Below are 16478 nucleotides of genomic sequence, written 5' to 3' on the forward strand. Positions count from 1 at the left end.
GTGAGCTTAATTTACATGGCTTTACGTTTGGCAATGACAAACGGCTGTTCAGGGGCTCCAGCAAATTGTCGGTTCGGTGATATAAGGATATCTTTATCAAGGATGACATGGTCTAGGTGGGTATCCTCATGAATGTAACAACGCTGCATAATGATCGAGTTTTTAATCGATACCCCTTTAGCCACATACACGCCGCGAAACAAGATCGAGTTTTCAACATGACCTTCAATGACGCAGCCGTTTGCAACTAAAGAGTTCGATACTTCTGAGCCGTTCACATACTTTGCTGGCGGTTCATCTTTAATTTTTGTATAGATAGGGGAACCAGCTAAAAAGAGCGATTGGTAGATTTCTGGCTTTAAAAGGTCCATGCTATGTTTGTAGTAGCTAGCAACAGAAGAAATGATTGAGAGATAGCCTTTATATTCATACGCGCGAATTGCGAGCTCATTAAGATTGCTCATAATACCGTCTACAAACAGATCTTGCTTGTGGTACCCTATGCAGTGATTTAAAAGCTCCAAGAGTAATTCTTTGCGAATAATGTACATTTGCATATAAAGATTCGAATTCATTTCGTCATTGGTGATACTTTTCACATTTCCAAACGAATCAAACTCAAGCTTCATTCGATACCGATCCTCTGGTTCAAGCTGATCCACTTTTTTATATAAAACGGTCACATCCGCTTTCGTTTCTTGGTGTCTTTTGAAGGCATCCTCGTAATCAACCTTCGAGATGAATTGACTTCCACTAACAAGGACGTGATCGGCGTTTCCGCGATGAAAGAAATCACGATGGTTATGAAAGTGACGTAAATCTCCTTTCGAAATGTCGGTAGGATCATTCCAATCAGGAGGAAGGATAAATAATCCACCTCGTTTTCGATTTAAATCCCATGGAGCACCTGTTCCTAAGTGATCCATAAGGGAGCGATATTTATTTCGGGCAAACACGGCGATATCTTGGATACCGTTATTCACCATATTGGAAAGAACAAAATCAATCATCCGGTAGCGTCCGCCAAACGGGACACCTGCTACGCTGCGAAAATACGTAAGCTCGTGCAACAGGTCTTGATCGTGATCGAGGTTAACAACACCCATAAGTGATTTCATTTGATCCAGCTCCTTTATCATCATTGATTTGCTGCAATTGAAGGGGAAAATTCAGTATCTTTATCGATGACGAGAATATCATCTGGATCGCTTGGAGCTAAGTGAGTACCTGATGGGATGCACGCTCCTTCCATAATAATTGTTCGCCGAAGAACGACATTTTCTCCCACTTTTACATTTGGCATTAACACAGATTCGAAGACTGAGGAGTTTGCACCGATATGGACACCAGGAAACAAAATGGATTGCTCTACATTTCCATGGACGACGCACCCTTCATTCACGAGTGAGCATCTAACGTAGGCTCTCGTCGAAATATATTGAGGTGGCTGGTTACGATTGACCGAGTAAATCCGCCAAGACGGATCATTTAACATCAGAGAAGAATGTTCATCCAGTAAGTCCATATTAGCTTCCCAATAACTTTTGATTGTTCCAACATCTTTCCAATAACCTTCAAACGGGTAGGCGACAAGCTTTAAATCTTTTGCGAGCATTTTCGGTATAATATCTTTTCCAAAGTCATGGCTCGAGTTTGCTTGCTTCGCATCTTGGATCAGATAGGATTTTAGTACAGACCAATTAAAAATATAAATGCCCATTGAAGCGAGGTTGCTTATCGGTGTGGTCGGTTTTTCTTCAAATTGGGTAATCGTCATTTCCTCATTTGTATTCATAATGCCAAAACGACTCGCTTCTTCCCATGGGACTTCAATGACTGAAATCGTAGCATCAGCCCCGAGTTTTTTATGATGGCTAAGCATGCGGTCGTAGTCCATTTTGTAAATGTGATCCCCTGATAAAATGAGGACATATTCAGGATCATACTGCTCAATGTAGTATCTGTTTTGGTAGATGGCGTCAGCGGTACCTTTGTACCAAGAGCCTCCTTGTTTTTCGATGTAGGGAGGGAGAACGATCACTCCTCCGTGACGTCGATCTAAATCCCAAGGACTCCCGATTCCAATGTGACCGTTTAAGGCGAGCGGTTCGTATTGGGTAAGAACACCAACCGTATCGATACCTGAGTTCGTGCAATTGCTCAATGGGAAATCGATAATTCGATATTTCCCCCCAAAATAGACAGCTGGCTTTGCTAACTTTCTAGTCAGTTGACCAAGCCTCTTTCCTTCTCCTCCTGCAAGGAGCATTCCTACAATTTCTTTTTTCATTCGCATCCACCTCGCCCTGTTTAATCGATGTAAAGAATAGATAGTTGAAATATATAAAAATGAAACATTCATCTCTATGTAAGAGAGAACGGTTTCAATTCCTAGTTTTTTCAGAAATTGCCTTCGTCCATAAAGATACAGAAAAATCGGAATATTTCGCACAAAACTTGTCGATTTTTGAAAAGAAATGATAGATAATTTAGATCGAATATACTAAAATAAAAGAGGACTAAAGTTTTAGGTTGTTTGATTGATCGACATGACTTGAAAACCGATTAAATGATAATGTATTCCTAATTTAAAGAGGTTGTCCAAGCCATTGTCAGTCATCTCGTTATAAATTTAAAATGAAAATAGGTAGAATTTATTGGTAAAAAAGTCATTTGACTCAAATTGAACACATATCGAATCAGAGTCAATGTAATTTGCATAATTGGAGGTCGATCAATGAATCACAAACATGTAAATGCTATTTGTCGTGCTACAAGAGGAATTTTAACCAATCATTTCGGTGTGGAAGCTACACCGAAAAACCCTAGTGCTGGATCTGGAAATATCCCATCAAATGATGTGGCCGTGATCTTAGGTGTTAAAGGAGAGTTACGTGGACAAATTATCTGTTCGTTTTCAGATAGAACCGCCAAAAAACTCGTCAGCATTATGATGGGGGGGATGGAAATCCATCAGCTAGATCAAATTGGTTGGAGCGCCGTTCAAGAATTCGGCAATTGGGTAGCAGGAAACACAGCAACTGAACTTTCAAAGGAAGCCTGTATTATTGATGTTACGCCACCAGTTGTCAACGAGGGTAATTCTACATTTCGCTCTGCGGCACCGTTCATTACGGTTCCCTTAACGAGTCAAATTGGAGATATACAAGTGCATATTTCGGTAAAAAACGATTAGAAGTATTAAACGTAAAAGGCTCATTGGATGTTCAATGGGCTTTTTTTCACTTAAATAAGTTAAAGCGAGTGTTCTGTGTGGTTATAATTGGAATGAATCTTATTGTTCTTTTGAAGATCAAGTGTGTTCGCCAAAAGAAAGATTAAGAGAGTATGATATATGCAAGATATCTGTTGTATGTTGTGCACAATTAATGAAATGTGTCTCACATATTCAATTCAATTATAAATCACGAAAGAAGAGAGAGTCTACAGAAAAAATGGACTTTTACGGGAAATTCATGTAACAAAAACTGACGTAAGTCGAGGGATTTTTCTTAGGCTTTATGACTGTTCAACAATGAAAAAACAGGGTAAACTCTCTATGGAAACCTTTAAATAAAGATGTTTCTTTGGTTATTTTTATAAGTGGGAAATCAGCTTTAGATAAATGATCGATGCGAGGGGTGTAGAATATTGTCAAAAATCGATATGTCGAAGTTCGAAAAGAAAATGATCTTGCGCAACATCCACGAGGACGACTTTGATGCCATCATAGCGATGCAACAAATTTGTTTTCCTAATATGGAGCCATGGAAACGCGAGCATTTAGAAAGTCATTTGAAAATATTCCCTGAAGGGCAATTTTGTGTTGAGTACGATGGTAAGGTGATTGGCTCTTGTGCAAGCTTAATCATAAATTTTGATGAATACGACGACCAACATACGTGGGACGAAATTACAGACAATGGTTTTATCACGAATCATGATCCAGAAGGGTACAACCTGTATGGAATCGAAGTGATGGTTCATCCTGAATATCGGCGGATGAAAATCGGTCGACGGCTATACGAAGCGAGAAAAGATTTAGCTAGACAGCTTAATCTAAAAAGCATCATTATTGGGGGGCGTATTCCAAACTACTACAAACATGCAGATCAAATGACGCCCAGACAGTATGTAGAAGAAGTGATGATGCATAACATTTATGATCCCGTACTTACCTTTCAAGTAATGAATGGCTTTACTTTAAAACGAGTGAACAATAACTATTTACAAGATGACAAAGCTTCGATGAAATACGCGACGTTAATGGAGTGGAACAATATTGACTATCGTCCCAGTTCGCCGAAGCGTCAATTTAAGACTGCGTTCCCAGTACGAATTACCACCATTCAGTACGAGATGAAAAAGATTTCATCATTTGAGGATTTTGCTATCCAATGTGAATATTACACGGATGTGGCTGCTAGCTATCAATCAGACTTTGCCGTTTTCCCAGAAATCTTTACACTACAGCTCCTTTCGTTTTTACCGGAAAAAAGCCCGAGCTTGGCGATTCGCCGATTAACCGAATTTACCGAAGATTATATTGAACTATTTACGAACTTAGCGATCAAATACAACATTAACATCATCGGTGGTTCTCATTTCGTTGAAGAGGATGGGAAAATTTACAACATTGCCTACCTCTTCAGACGGGATGGGACGATTGAGAAACAATATAAACTCCACATTACACCAAACGAACGCAAATTTTGGGGGATTACTGGTGGCGATGAAGTACGGGTGTTTGATACAGATTGTGGAAAAATCGCGATTCAAATATGCTACGACATTGAGTTTCCAGAACTTGCTCGAATTGCCGTCGATAAAGGAGCCAACATTATTTTCACGCCGTTTTGTACGGACGACAGGCAAGGGTATTTGCGCGTTCGTTACTGCTCACAAGCTCGTGCCATTGAAAATCAAGTCTATACGGTCTTATCTGGTACGGTCGGAAATCTCCCTGACGTGGAAAACATGGATATTCAATATGCTCAGTCTGGGATTTTCAGCCCTTCGGATTTCACTTTTGCCCGAGATGGTGTTGTTGGGGAATGCAGCCCGAATATTGAAACCGTCGTGGTAGGTGATGTGGACTTGGAAATTCTCCGCCGTCACCGAAGAGCAGGAAGTGTGAACCAGCTTCGAGATCGTCGCCATGATATATATGGCATACAATACAAAAAATAAAGGGGGAAGAGACTGGGACAACACTAGCTAAACGTAATAAAAAAGGTTCGGATCATTTTATTTCGATGATCTGAACCTTTTTTCTGTTTTATTTATGGGATCGTCTGTTGTTTGCTTGGCGTTTAGTGCCGTGATCTTTCGTAAGTTCACAGCTATGAAGGCAAACCCTCATTCATTTCTGACATTTTCGTTGCCCCTTACGGCCAATCGAGTGAAACGTATAAAAACTTTATCATATTCCCAACAGGTTGAAATCCTTACTTGTCAAAATCACGAGACGCCTGCAACAAAAGCAAGAGTTGAAGATCCATTGGGGCATTTTCCCCGTCATAGCTGAAGCCTAATCCCGCGCAACAATCAATCCCATATAAAAAACACTCTTATTAACTGTGTTTTGTCCCGACCTCCTCCTTTGCAAGGCCTACACAGAGGTAGGCAGAACGGCAAAACCGACGCTTTGCGCTTTTTAATGATTTGATTAATTGCGTATCAGACGCATGAAATTAAAAAAGATTGGAAAGGATGATGAGCGAGAAACTATTAAGGAGCGGGAGCGATTGAAATACGAACGCCAGCACATTCCAGTCAATCACATAAATCTAGTTTTCATCATTGCTCTTATGGCTGTCATTGTTTCTAGTATGTTGATGACCGTTATGACAAAGGAGCAGCTGATCACCGATTGGGAAAAAGAAGTAGTCGGCCTGGAAGAAGGAGTTATGAGCGGTAAAGCAACAGATATTCACGTCTTTTTGTACGATGAAAACCGTGAACCAATCAAAGATGCCAATGTAAGTGTTACGTTCGATAAACCTGGGGCCGTTCATCAATTAAATAAAATTATGCACCATGTAGAAGATGGGCTTTATGAGACGGAAGTCATCTTTTCGGATGGAGGTCATTGGATTGGAGAACTAGCGGCTCAAAGGGGGCAAGAGATTTTTTACGATCAATTTCTTTTTGATGTACACGGTTCAGCCATTAGTGAGCAACATCGAGACCCTGACGATCACTTTCACTTAGGGGTAGATACACCAGAGCAATTGAACAATATGTCCCCTTAACCTTCTGTTGACAGAATGCCGACAGACTGGTTAAATCGTTTAAAGCAAGATGTCAAAGAGAAAATAAGGGGATAAGGAATGAGCGGATTTTTCGAACAACAACAAATTCTACCAGCTGCTAGAACAACGAAGGAACTGGAGCGCTTTTTGGAGACGGAATACAAATACATCGTGTTATTAAATAGCCATGTGGCTCAGCTCCGCAGTTTAATGAGGTTAGTCAAAGCGAAAAAGAAACTTCTGTTCCTTCATGCTGATCTTGTCCAAGGATTGAAAACGGATGAGTTCGCTGCGCAATTTTTAGCCCAAGAGATCCGTCCCTATGGGCTGATTTCTACAAGGAAAAATGTTGTATTGACAGCGAAAAAGCACAAGTTAGTTGCCGTGCAACGGCTTTTTTTACTAGATTCTCAAGCCCTTGAGTCCAGCTACAAGCTCCTTGAGATTACCCAGCCAGATTTTATTGAAGTGTTACCAGGCGTTATGCCCCATATTATTAAAGAGGTCTATGAACATACGAAAATCCCGATCATCGCCGGCGGGCTTGTTCGCACAAGGGATGAAGTGGATGCTGCGCTTAGTTCTGGGGCGGTTGCCGTGTCCACTTCGAAAAAGGAATTGTGGAGATAATGTAGAAGAATGCAAAAATTTTGCAAAAAACTTTTGTTGACAGCGTTTACAAACATGTGATTAAATAAAGGCAAGTTAATAATCCTGTGACGGAGATTTGGAGATCAACAATCATTCTAACGAGCAAGCTTGTTAGAACATTTGTTGATCTCTTTTTTTCGTCATCATTTTTTAAGAAAAAGGGGGAAATGAGAGATGTCACCGTTTTTAGGAGAAGTAATTGGCACGATGATTTTGATTATTTTAGGGGGCGGTGTTGTAGCTGGCGTTGTTCTAAAAGGAACAAAGTCAGAAAATGGTGGATGGATTGTCATCACCGCTGCTTGGGGATTAGCGGTAGCAACTGCTGTCTATTGTGTAGGTCAAATTAGCGGGGCCCATTTAAATCCTGCAGTAACGATTGGATTGGCACTTGTCGGGGCGTTTGAATGGAGCCAAGTGGCAGGATATATTGTCGCACAAATGCTCGGTGCGATGATTGGGGCAACACTCGTCTTTTTACACTATTATCCTCATTTTAAAGCAACCGAGGATCAAGGTGCTAAACTGGCTGTTTTCTCAACAGATCCAGCGATCAAACATTTACCTGCGAATTTTTTTAGTGAAGTGCTAGGAACGTTTGTATTAGTACTTGGTATTCTAGCAATCGGCGCCAATGAGTTTACCGAAGGATTGAACCCACTTATTGTCGGCTTACTTATCGTCGTCATTGGTTTATCTCTCGGTGGTACAACTGGCTATGCGATCAACCCGGCCCGTGACCTAGGTCCGCGAATTGCCCATTTCTTGCTGCCGATTCCAGGTAAAGGTTCATCCAATTGGAGTTACGCCTGGATTCCAATCGTCGGTCCGATTATCGGAGGGGGCATTGGGGCTCTAACATATGCAGCGCTGTTCGAAGGCATCGTCTACTCGGCTCTTTGGTTATTTTTAGCTGCGTTTGCTCTCGTTCTCCTATATGCTAGCTTCATAGAGAAGAAGCACGAGGCAAAAGGAAAAGGTCAACCGGTTGCAATGGCGAAATAAATTTTAAGAAAAATTGGGGGAATGTAGTATGACAAAAAAATACATTTTAGCGCTGGATCAAGGAACAACAAGTTCACGGGCGATCTTATTTAATGAAGCGGGGGAAATTATCGGGATTGAACAGAAAGAATTTCAGCAAATTTTCCCTAAGCCTGGCTGGGTCGAGCATGATGCAAACGAAATTTGGGCATCGGTCCTGTCGGTCATCGCCGGTGTTTTATTAAAAACAAATGTAGAAGCGAAAGAAATTGCCGCCATTGGCATTACCAACCAACGGGAAACGGCAGTAGTATGGGAAAAAGAGTCCGGACGTCCAATTTACAATGCCCTTGTATGGCAATCTAGACAAACGGCTGATATTTGCGAACGCCTAAGAGCGGAAGGGTTTAGTGAAATGGTCACGGAAAAGACAGGTCTTCTCATCGATCCGTATTTCTCAGGTACGAAAGTGCGGTGGATTCTCGATCATGTGGACGGAGCACAAGAACGAGCTGAACGAGGAGAGTTGTTGTTCGGTACGATTGATACGTGGCTCATTTGGAAGTTGAGCGGAGGAAAGGCTCATGTGACCGATTATTCCAATGCGTCGCGAACGTTGCTCTACAATATTTATGAGCAGTGCTGGGATGACGAACTGTTAAAGATGCTAAATGTACCACGGGCGATGCTTCCTGATGTACGTCCTTCATCGGAGGTGTATGCCGAGACGGTATCCTACCATTTCTTCGGGGAGGAAATACCGATTGCTGGCGCCGCAGGAGACCAGCAAGCTGCATTGTTTGGGCAGGCGTGCTTTGAAAAGGGAATGGCGAAAAATACGTATGGTACAGGATGCTTCATGCTAATGAATACTGGAGACCAAGGGGTGAAGTCAAAGCATGGGTTGTTGACGACCATCGCCTGGGGCCTCGACGGAAAAGTGGAGTATGCCTTGGAGGGAAGTATTTTTGTCGCTGGCTCCGCGATCCAATGGCTGCGAGACGGTCTCAGAATGATGAAATCGGCGAAGGAATCGGAAGGCTATGCAACGAAGGTCACATCCGCTGATGGGGTCTATGTTGTGCCAGCATTTGTAGGCCTTGGAACACCGTATTGGGATTCGGATGTAAGAGGCGCCGTCTTCGGTCTGACAAGAGGAACGTCAAAAGAGCATTTCATTCGTGCCACACTGGAGTCTTTAGCGTATCAAACAAAAGATGTCTTGCAGGCAATGGAAGCTGATTCAGGTATTTCGTTAAAAACGCTTCGTGTCGATGGTGGAGCGGTGGCTAATAACTTCCTTATGCAGTTCCAAAGTGATCTGCTAGGGGTGTCGGTGGAACGACCGATGGTTCAAGAAACAACAGCACTCGGGGCAGCTTATTTAGCCGGTTTGGCTGTCGGTTTCTGGACATCAAAAGAAGAAATTACGAACAACTGGAACCTAGAACAGAAATTCGCTGCCGAAATGGAAGAAGCTGATCGAGCAAAACTATATGAAGGTTGGCAAAAGGCTGTTCGCGCCGCACAAGCCTTTAAATAAATATCAGATGTCCCTTAGAGCTTACTAGGTTCTGAGGGATCTTTTTTTCGTTCAAGATGTTCAGTGAACATGGAATCTATTTGTCTCCAATGACACGTTCAGGTACAATCATGATGATGATGATGAATCCTTATGTGTGGAATAAATGAAGGAGAGGGCCAGCATGCCAGTAGCAGGAAGCTTTCAATTAATGAAGTCTATGAATCGCTCGCTCATATTAAATACGATTCGTTTAGATGGGCCGATTTCTCGGGCTGATATTGCGAAAAAAACGAAGCTGACACCTCCAACAGTAACGAATATTGTTGCTGAATTGATCGAGGAAAAGCTTGTTCGTGAGAGCAAAATGGGAGAGTCTAGAGGCGGAAGAAAGCCTATTTTATTAACGATTGACGCGAAAAACTCCTTTGTGATTGGCCTTGATGTAGGAGGGTACCGCGTCCGTGCAGTGCTTACAGATTTAAATGGAGAAGTGGAAGGGCAAACAACGGTTGAGCTATCTTCTGACTTAACGGAAGAAACGTTGATCGATCAGTTGATAAAAATAACTGTAACGCTTTTTGAACAGTGTAAGATGCAAAAAGATAAAGTAATCGGTATCGGAATTGGTATGCATGGGATCGTCGATCATCAAAGTGGTATGGCCGTGTTCGCTCCCAATTTCCAATTGACGAACATCGACCTGAAAACACCGTTTGAGAGCACATTTGATGTCCCTGTGTTTGTGGAAAATGACGCTCGTGCTCTTGCACTTGGAGAAACGTGGTTTGGTAATGGGCAAGGGATTGATCATGTCATTTGTGTAAATGTAGGTGTCGGAATTGGTGCGGGGATCGTATTAAATAAGCGTCTTTTTCACGGTGTCCACGGAATTGCAGGAGAGATTGGCCATACAACGGTTGATATTCATGGGAAAAAGTGCACATGCGGTAATTATGGCTGTCTGCAAACAGTCGCTGGTGGGAATATGTTAAAAGAACGGGCGATCCACGACATCGCTTCAGGACGAAAAACGATGCTTTTGGAAAAAGTAGAAGGCGACATGGACCGCATTTCAGGAGAGATCATCCATCAATGTGCCTTAGCCGGAGATCCTTTATCGATCGAAATTCTTGAGGAGGCAGGAAAATACCTTGGGATTGGCATTACGAACATCATCAATTTTATTAATCCAGATCGAATCATTGTCGGTGGAGGTGTTTCAAAAGCAGGTGATTTTGTCTTAGAGCCGTTACGAAAAATGGTAAAAGAGCGAGCGTTAACAGCAAAGGCGAGGGAAACCGAAGTAGTCACAGCCGAGCTCGGAGAATGGGGGACGGCGATCGGAGCTGTTACTCTTGTGTTAGAGGATTTATTTGCACCGATTTATCAAAACAGAGAAGCATAAACCGTAATAAAGTAAGCGGTTTCCCCTTGCATTTTTTCCGATGAGCCAGTATACTATAGGTAAGTTAATGAATTGGTCGGAGATTAGGAGAGGCCACAACACTTGGTGATTGCACCAAGATGTTGTGGTCTCTTTTTTTCGATCCATTGGTAAAAAACGACATCGTTTCAAGAGGAGGAGCGCACAATGTTTTCAGCAAAGAAAAGAGATAAATGTATTGGCGAGATGAGTGAAAAGCAACTGGACCTTCTAGTCATTGGAGGGGGGATTACAGGTGCAGGAATTGCCCTTGATGCGCAAGTGCGAGGAATTCAGACCGGTCTTGTGGAAATGAATGATTTCGCATCTGGAACTTCAAGCCGTTCAACAAAACTTGTCCATGGCGGTTTACGCTATTTGAAGCAATTTGAAATTAAGCTTGTGGCTGAGGTGGGGAAAGAGCGTGCAATTGTTTATGAAAATGCCCCACATGTAACGACTCCCGAGTGGATGTTACTGCCGATTTTTAAAGATGGTACGTTCGGCAAATTTTCCACATCGTTAGGGTTGAAAGTCTATGATTATTTAGCCGATGTGCGAAAAGATGAGCGGAGATACATGCTAAATGAAAAGCAAACACTTGAAAAAGAGCCGCTTCTCAGAAAAGAAAATTTAAAAGGTGGCGGAATCTATGTCGAGTATCGAACAGATGACGCGCGTTTAACGTTAGAGATTATGAAAGAAGCTGTTGCAAGAGGGGCAGTCGCCCTTAACTATATGAAAGTGGAATCATTCATATATGACCAAGGCAAAGTGGTAGGCGTTGTTGCGAAAGATCGATTAACAGATACCGCTCATACAATTTATGCGAAAAAAGTAGTCAACGCAGCAGGTCCATGGGTGGATACGCTAAGAGAAAAGGACCGTTCAAAGCATGGGAAATATTTAAAACTATCAAAAGGTGTCCACCTTGTCGTAGATCAATCTCGTTTTCCATTACGACAAGCCGTCTATTTTGATACGGAATCGGATGGGCGAATGATTTTTGCCATTCCTAGAGAAGGAAAGACTTACATTGGCACGACCGATACGTTTTATGATAAAGATATCGCTTCCCCGCGTATGACCGTGGAGGATCGTGACTATATTCTTGCTGCGGCGAACTACATGTTTCCTAGCTTAAACCTTACAGCTGACGATGTAGAGTCTAGCTGGGCAGGATTACGTCCTCTCATCCACGAAGAAGGAAAAAAGGCATCTGAAATTTCTCGTAAAGATGAAATCTTCTTTTCCGATAGCGGACTCATTTCCATTGCAGGCGGAAAGCTAACCGGCTATCGAAAAATGGCGGAGCGAACTGTAGATGCCGTTGCACAGGGATTAAATGTGAACGAACCATGCACGACAGCAGCTATCCGTTTATCAGGTGGGCTAGCGGAAGGTGCGCAAGGATTCCCGCGCTTTTTAGACGAAGCGAGCCGGAAAGGGGCAAAACTGGGCTTTGACGCTGATGAAGTGAGACGTCTTGCAAAGCTGTACGGTTCAAATGTTGATCATGTGCTTAACTATGCTCATGAAGGAAAAGAAGAGGCAGAACATTATGGACTTCCAGCGTTGTTGCTTGGGCAACTACAGTATGGAGTGGAACAAGAAATGGTCGCCACCCCTTTAGACTTTTTTGTCCGGCGTACAGGTGCCCTGTTCTTTAATATCTCGCTGGTTCATCAATGGAAAGAGGCTGTTCTTCGTTGGATGGCGGAAGAGTTTTCTTGGACGGAAGAAGAGAAGACTCGATTTCAAAAAGAATTAGAGACTGAGCTAAAAATGGCTGTCGATCCACTGTTTCAAGTAGAGCCAACAACGGTGTAAACATAAGAATCAAAAAAAGTGACTCTATGTAAATAGGGTCACTTTTTTGTCGTTTATTCACTTTCAGCTTCGAGATCTAATTCTTCCCATGTAATGGTGACGCCCCACTCATTCGCCAACGCCTCAAGTTCATTAGTATATTGATCATACAAAGTAACATATTCATCCATTAATTGATAGGCCCCTTCATCCTCGTGATCCGCTAACCATAATTCGTTTCCTTCAATTAAGGCTTCGTATGATGCAATAAGGAGGTCATGAACTTCCAAGAGCTCCTCATCGTCAAATTGCTCGCGCACGTCGACTGCTTGATTCAAGAAGTCTCTCATCCCAGGTAAAAGTTTATTTTCAGTAAAGTTCAAGAGTTCCTCTTCAGACAGGATGGTTTCTTCCTCCATCAATAATAGGAGGTGGGCACTATCCATATCATTGGTTGACTCTAGATACTCCATCATCGTATCAGATTTACCTGAAAAAAGGCCGACTAACGTGCTACACCCACTGAATATGAAAAGTAGGGCAGTAAATAAGCTAATAACTGCAAGTTTTTTCCCCATACTTGATCTTCTTCCTCTCTTTTCTTTATCATTTTTTCGTTTTGTCAAACAGTCGAATGATGGTTTCCCTTGACCATCTTACAGAACTGTAGGGTGGAGGTCAATAAATTTGTTGGAAATTGTTGGAAAATGTAGATTTACTACCATTTTCCTTTGTGGGTCTAAAGATCTATCTGGTATGAAAGAGTCCGGTGTAGTGTATTTTCATTTGTTGCATCATTTTAACAGATTCATACATATTTTGCATTTGCTTTCTAATACTAATGGCAATGCGAATCGCGTGATTCAATCTATGGTTAATTGTTAAGTCATGAATAGGAAAGGGGTGCAGCTATGAGCTTTTTCAAGAGGAAAGGTTTTCGAAGGCTTAATCACCAAGTAACAGAAAAAATCGAGGAGCGCCTCGAACAACAACCTAAGCATATTTCAACAGATCTAATCGAAAACCTTCAACAGGTAAAGAATATTTTTACTCATTGTGAAGACTTAGTTGTGCTCCATTGGCGATACGGATCGGAAATGGCTCATACGGCTTTTTCCGTTTATTTTGACTCCCTTGTTCAGCGTAAAATGGTGAACTATATGAAGGCTTCGTTGCAAGATTTGGTCCCCTATGAAGTTGGTCCAGGGGAGGAAGTGACCCCAGACGACATCATTTCCCATTTTGAACAAAACATTGCGTCAGCTCATTCTCATCGTCTTGTTAAAGATTTTGATGACGTAATTGAAAAAATAACAAATGGTCACATTGTCATTTTTTTTAATCAGTGGGACAAAGCCCTTGCGTATAAGGCGATTAGTGTCGAAACAAGGCAAGTTGACGAACCGCCTACTGAACCGGTCATTAAGGGACCACGAGAAGGGACGATTGAGAATTTAGATAAAAACATTGGCCTAATAAGAGGGCGGTTGAAGTCAGCAAACTTTAAAATTGAAATGTTTACATGTAAAGGTGAGACCCGTACGAGAGTAGCTTACGGATACGTCGATGGGTTAGTGGATCCAAAAGTCCTTGCCGAGTTTAAACAGCGAGTCAAATCGATTCCTGAGGGGGATATTTTGGAAACATCCTACATTGAAGAGTTGATCGAGGATTCGACCTATTCTCCATTCCCCCAATATCGTTATACAGAACGGCCAGATACTGCCGTTGCAGCACTACTGGATGGGAAAATAATCGTCATGGTCGACGGAACGGGATCGATCCTCATTTGTCCGAGCTTGTTTGTAGAATTGATGCAATCAAGTGAAGATTACTACCAGCGAGCGGTGTTTGCGAGCAGCATTCGATTTTTACGAGTAATCGCTCTTATGATCGCGTTAACCCTACCGGCTCTTTATATCGCATTAACGACGTTCCACCCTGAACTAATACCGACCGTTCTCCTCCTTGCGATTATATAGACTCTCGGCATTCGCCGAGCTTTGTGGTTCAAGGATTTTCCTCAAACCAATTTATTTCATCCCTCCTATTTTAGGTGGGATTTTTTAATGTTCATTTTTTAAAACCGGAAATTAATTATCAAAATATTTTCTCGAATTCGACAAGAAACACTTGACTTTTCAAAAACACCACAATAATCGCCGGTGAAGGGATTATTTTCCCTTACTACTTGTGATTGAGGTGCCAAAATGAAACCAACGTTTATTGCACACGAAACTTATCAAAACTTCGTTCTAAATCAGTTAAATGCCCATTATTCTGGCGGCATTCTTACCCTTGTTAATAAGGATTGGCCAGTAATTAAAAAGCTTTGGATAACTGATCTCTCTTCGGTAACTACATGGCTTGGTGATTCCTATTCCAAAAAGGGACCAAAGCCTCGTGACCCTGCTTCTATGATGCGTTCTTATCTGCTTTCATTATTTGTTCAACCTACAAAAGGTATTACTCATTGGGTTGATCAACTTCGTCGCGTTCCGTTGTATGCAATTCTTAGCGGTTTTGAACCCGGTGACACACCAGGTGTTGGAACATTTGAAGACTTTTTCAAACGTTTATGGGCCTTCGAAAGCCCGAATGTTATGCCGAAGGTCAAACCTAAAAAGAAAAAGTCAAAAAAGAAAAAGAAGCCTAAAAAGGGTGAAAAAGCTGAACCTAAGAATCCCGGAATTGTTCGTAAACTCGTTGATCGGGCAATGCGTTATGGTTCCAAACAAAAACAACTGCCAGGAGACCGATTATTTGAGTTTTTTCAATCCCAATTTTTAGCGGTTTCTACGAAACTTGGTCTTCTTGGGGATCCCGAAGCTCTAGGTGTAGTTGGAGATGGGACACCAATTGAAACAGCTAGGTACCCGAGAAGTAAATCAACCTGTAATTGTAGTGCCCAAGGACTAACGAACTGTACTCACCCACGCCAGTATTCACAACCCGACATCGACTCAGGCTGGGATAGTTCTAAGGAAAAGTACTTCAACGGATATCATCTCTACATGATATCCACTAGCGATAGCCAATACGACTTACCGCTATATCCACGGCTGCATCCTGCTTCCCGGCATGATTCAGTCAGCCTAGTGGTTAGTTCAATTGAATTTTCGCAACGGTACACCTTGGGCACGATTGATAAAATTCTTCTTGATGCAGCGCACGATGCTGAGGCCATTTATGAGCTACTTGAACATCAAAATGTGGAACCCTTCATCGATTTAAATGTTCGAACAAAGAAGAACTTTAGTACAGAAAGTGATATTCAAATATCTCCAACAGGTGTTCCAATCTGTCCGATTGGGAAGGAGATGAAGCCCAACGGGTTTGACAAATCTCAAAATCGGCAAAAATGGCGTTGTCCACTTGCTTGCGGTACCAAAAATACATGCTCATCACCGTGTTCAAAAGCAAAATATGGTCGGACATTCCATACATTCAGAGAGGATAATCTACGATTATTTACCAAAACACCAAGGTCCTCTGAAAAGTGGAAACTTATATACAAACGAAGAACCTCTGTTGAACGTTCTAATAAAAGAGAAAAAATAGATTATCACTTGGAATCTGGACGCCACCGGTCAACAAAAATGTGGTACATTCGCCTATACGCCATAATGATGTGTCAGCACATCGATGCTTGGTACAGCAGTCAGAAAGAGCAGTTAAATATTGAAGAAATCATCTTTCCTAAAGCCGCCTAGTCAATTTTTAAAAAAATAATGGCAATAGGTTTCTTTGTCATGCACATTTTTGAAAATACAATGAAAATAATGAGTGTGCAGGCCATTCCAATCCAATTTCCAGTAATTTTGGTTCATTT

General features: G+C 41.9%; 13 protein-coding genes. 10 read left to right on the forward strand and 3 right to left on the reverse strand.

Going from position 1 to position 16478, the window contains the following annotated elements:
- Positions 1 to 11: 11 nt before the first annotated feature.
- Together glgD and E2L07_RS00905 are read right to left on the reverse strand one after the other, a co-directional pair.
- Entirely contained in the window at positions 12 to 1118 is a 1107-nt protein-coding gene (gene glgD, locus E2L07_RS00900) for a glucose-1-phosphate adenylyltransferase subunit GlgD (RefSeq protein WP_134228591.1), read from the reverse strand.
- A gap of 20 nt (positions 1119 to 1138) precedes the next feature.
- On the reverse strand, positions 1139 to 2290 hold the full coding sequence (locus tag E2L07_RS00905; RefSeq protein WP_276399871.1) for a glucose-1-phosphate adenylyltransferase: 1152 nt from the start codon (positions 2288 to 2290) through the stop codon (positions 1139 to 1141).
- A 447-nt stretch (positions 2291 to 2737) separates the two neighbouring features.
- On the opposite strand from E2L07_RS00905, the gene E2L07_RS00910 reads away from it, so the two are divergent.
- The 8 genes from E2L07_RS00910 (at position 2738) to E2L07_RS00945 (ending at position 12667) form a co-directional block, all read left to right on the forward strand.
- A complete protein-coding gene (locus tag E2L07_RS00910; RefSeq protein WP_010897258.1) occupies positions 2738 to 3196 on the forward strand; it encodes a chemotaxis protein CheX in 459 nt (152 codons plus the stop codon).
- Between the two features lie 470 nt (positions 3197 to 3666).
- Complete coding sequence (locus tag E2L07_RS00915) at positions 3667 to 5190, forward strand: GNAT family N-acetyltransferase (protein WP_041821321.1); 1524 nt, start codon at positions 3667 to 3669, stop codon at positions 5188 to 5190.
- Positions 5191 to 5747: 557 nt separating this feature from the next.
- Complete coding sequence (locus E2L07_RS00920; protein WP_243854875.1) at positions 5748 to 6254, forward strand: FixH family protein; 507 nt, start codon at positions 5748 to 5750, stop codon at positions 6252 to 6254.
- A 78-nt stretch (positions 6255 to 6332) separates the two neighbouring features.
- Positions 6333 to 6884: a glycerol-3-phosphate responsive antiterminator gene (locus E2L07_RS00925; RefSeq protein WP_134228595.1), complete on the forward strand. Its 552-nt coding sequence runs from the start codon at positions 6333 to 6335 to the stop codon at positions 6882 to 6884.
- Positions 6885 to 7079: 195 nt separating this feature from the next.
- Positions 7080 to 7910: an MIP/aquaporin family protein gene (locus E2L07_RS00930; RefSeq protein ID WP_134228596.1), complete on the forward strand. Its 831-nt coding sequence runs from the start codon at positions 7080 to 7082 to the stop codon at positions 7908 to 7910.
- Positions 7911 to 7938: 28 nt separating this feature from the next.
- Positions 7939 to 9432 carry a glycerol kinase GlpK gene (gene glpK / locus E2L07_RS00935; protein WP_134228597.1) on the forward strand — a complete coding sequence of 498 codons (1494 nt, stop codon included), beginning with the start codon at positions 7939 to 7941 and terminating at the stop codon, positions 9430 to 9432.
- Positions 9433 to 9595: 163 nt separating this feature from the next.
- Positions 9596 to 10819 (forward strand): ROK family transcriptional regulator, encoded by a 1224-nt coding sequence (locus E2L07_RS00940; RefSeq protein ID WP_010897264.1) that lies wholly within the window; start codon positions 9596 to 9598, stop codon positions 10817 to 10819.
- Positions 10820 to 11005: 186 nt separating this feature from the next.
- The gene (locus E2L07_RS00945) at positions 11006 to 12667 is read left to right on the forward strand and encodes a glycerol-3-phosphate dehydrogenase/oxidase (RefSeq protein ID WP_134228598.1); all 1662 of its coding nucleotides are present in this window, start codon (positions 11006 to 11008) and stop codon (positions 12665 to 12667) included.
- A 53-nt stretch (positions 12668 to 12720) separates the two neighbouring features.
- Here E2L07_RS00945 and E2L07_RS00950 read toward each other — a convergent pair whose 3' ends face one another.
- Positions 12721 to 13224, reverse strand: coding sequence for a hypothetical protein (locus tag E2L07_RS00950; protein WP_053431673.1), 504 nt, complete (start codon positions 13222 to 13224; stop codon positions 12721 to 12723).
- A gap of 333 nt (positions 13225 to 13557) precedes the next feature.
- Here E2L07_RS00950 and E2L07_RS00955 point away from each other — a divergent pair, with 333 nt between their 5' ends.
- Together E2L07_RS00955 and E2L07_RS00960 are read left to right on the forward strand one after the other, a co-directional pair.
- Positions 13558 to 14628, forward strand: coding sequence for a spore germination protein (locus tag E2L07_RS00955; RefSeq protein WP_243854876.1), 1071 nt, complete (start codon positions 13558 to 13560; stop codon positions 14626 to 14628).
- Between the two features lie 228 nt (positions 14629 to 14856).
- Positions 14857 to 16359, forward strand: coding sequence for a transposase (locus E2L07_RS00960; RefSeq protein WP_134228599.1), 1503 nt, complete (start codon positions 14857 to 14859; stop codon positions 16357 to 16359).
- Positions 16360 to 16478: the final 119 nt, after the last annotated feature.

The organism is Halalkalibacterium halodurans, from assembly GCF_004376175.1.
GTDB classification, from domain to species: domain Bacteria; phylum Bacillota; class Bacilli; order Bacillales; family Bacillaceae_D; genus Halalkalibacterium; species Halalkalibacterium halodurans.